This is a genomic window from Micromonospora sp. NPDC049799, from assembly GCF_040656655.1.
GTDB lineage: Bacteria > Actinomycetota > Actinomycetes > Mycobacteriales > Micromonosporaceae > Micromonospora.
Genome location: NZ_JBFAMU010000781.1, coordinates 1 through 1,689 on the forward strand (window position 1 = coordinate 1; position 1,689 = coordinate 1,689).

Consider the following 1,689-nt stretch of genomic DNA (forward strand, 5'->3'; position numbering starts at 1 on the left):
CCCGCGCAGACCTCGCTGACCGGTTCCCCGACCTCGCTGTTTCGACCGACCGACTGGACCTCTCCGGGGACGGCACCGACCCGGCTGTGCCGGCCGCCGGCGTCCTGGTCCTCGCCGGGGGCGTCGCCGCTCTGACCGTCGCCCCGTACGCCGTGCTGATCCCCCTGGTCGCCGTCGGCGGGGTGCTGGCCTTCCTCGGCGTCGTGCTGCTCGGGCCGCTGCTGGTGCCGGTCCTGGTCCGGGTCCTCGGCGCGCCCGCCCGGCGGCTGCTCGGCGTGACCGGTGGCCTGGCCGTGGCGAACGCGGTCCGTAGTCCCCGGCGGGTGGCGGCGACGGCCACCGCGCTGGTGATCGGCATCGGGCTGGTCTCCGCCTTCGTGGTCGGCGGGCACAGCACCAAGATCGGCATCGAGCGCAGTGTCGACGCCGAGATCGGGGTGGACTGGCTGGTCACCGGCGTGGGTGGAGACCTCCCCGCGCCGCTGGCGGCGGAGCTGCGGACGCGGGACGAGTTGGCGGTGGTGCACGAGTGGCGCAGCGCGGTGTGGTCCGGCGTCGAGGTGCGGGCGTCCCACCCGGCGCTGGTCGGTCGTACGCTGACCGGCGTGGTCGCCGGCGACCCGGACCGGTTCGGTCCTGGACGGGTGCTCGTCGGCGCGGACCTGGCCCGGGTGCGCGGCTGGACCGTCGACTCCCCTCTCACCCTGCGCGGCCGGTCCTTCCGGGTGGCCGCCGTGGTCACCGACGACGGCCCGGTCCTCGCCGGCAGCCCGGCCGGTCACGTCGTCCACCTGGCCGACGACGACTTCACCGCCCTCTACCCCGACGAGCGGGGGTACCTCGCCGAGATCGAACCGGCGAGCGGAGTCACCGCCGAGCGGGCCCGGGCGGCGATCGAGTCGGTCGTGGCGCGCTACCCGACGGTCAACCTGCTCGACCAGGGCGCCTACAAGAAGATGCTCACCGGCACGGTGGACATGCTGCTCGGTTTCGTCACCGCGCTGCTCGGTCTGGCGGTCGTCATTGCGCTGGTCGGGGTGGCCAACACGCTGACCCTGTCGGTGGTCGAGCGGACCCGCGAGAACGCGGTCCTGCGGGCCGTCGGGCTGACCCGCGGCCGGATGCGGGCGATGCTCGCCGTCGAGGCGGTGCTGACCGCAGGGGTGGGCGTCGTGCTCGGGGTGGCCCTCGGCACCGGAGTCAGCGCCGCGGCGATGGCGTTGCTGGGTCGGATCAGCGGGCACTTCACGGTGGTGCTGCCGCTCGGGCGGCTCGGCCTGGTCGTCGGTGTCGCGGTGGTCGCCGCACTGGCCGCCTCGGTGCTGCCCGCCCGACGGGCGCTGTCCCGCTCGGTGGTGGAGGCCCTCGGCGACCAGTGACCGGTGCGCCGTCCCCGTCTCCCCACCCAGGGGCGGGGAGACGATGGCGGGGTCACTGCTCGCCGGGCGGGATCTCGGGTTCGGTCGTGGGGGGTGCCGTCGTCGGTACCGGATTCGGATCCGTCGTGGGGGGATCCGTTGCGGGCGGCGTCGTGGGCGGCGGCTCTGTGAGCGGCGGGGGCGCCGTGGTGGGCGCGCTGGTCGGCTGCCGGCCGGTCGGGCTGGCCGGCGGCACGGTCGACGTCGCGGACGGCGAGGCCGACGGTCGACCGGTCGAACCCACCGGCCGGTACGGCTGCTCGGGGTCGAC

At 75.5% G+C, this 1,689-nt stretch carries 1 protein-coding gene; it reads left to right on the top strand.

Features of this window, described 5'->3' with window-relative positions; all coding sequences use genetic code 11:
• The coding region (locus tag AB0I76_RS29410; RefSeq protein ID WP_357042257.1) for an ABC transporter permease at positions 1 to 1,379 on the top strand (1,379 nt) is incomplete at its 5' end.
• Between the last annotated feature and the right edge of the window lie 310 nt (positions 1,380 to 1,689).